The sequence below is a fragment of the Pseudomonas sp. GW822-FHT04C11 genome, from assembly GCF_058800905.1.
Genome location: NZ_JBXAMS010000040.1, coordinates 1 through 343, shown reverse-complemented (window position 1 = coordinate 343; position 343 = coordinate 1). Strand labels below are relative to the sequence as shown.

Genomic DNA, 343 nt, shown 5'->3' with positions numbered 1-343 from the left:
GGAGGACCGAGCGAAGGGGTTACGACTGCTGCGCAGCCGAGCGGGAGCAAGAGACTGTCTGCTGTCAGACAGTCCGTCAGGTTTCTCACCCGCATATTACGGCTGCCAGTAACTCTTTTCCTCACTCAACTTCCGTTCGGCCAGCAATCCGGCCTTCGAACTGGAAGGTTCGCGGCGTCATGTGGCGTTGGCGATTCAGCAGATGATTGTACTGAGCGAGTTGCTGGTGAACCGGGCGCTGGATAATTTCGATCCGTACGACTCCAACGCGTAAAGCACAACCTTGTGGCGAGGGAGCTTGCTCCCGCTGGAGCGCGAAGCGGTCCCAAAACCATTCGATGCG

The 343-nt window shown here is 58.0% G+C and carries 1 pseudogene; it reads left to right on the top strand.

The window, feature by feature from the left end:
* Nucleotides 1-139: 139 nt before the first annotated feature.
* Nucleotides 140-274: pseudogene (locus tag AC1RJ3_RS29580) on the top strand (DUF6124 family protein); the annotation flags it as partial.
* Nucleotides 275-343: the final 69 nt, after the last annotated feature.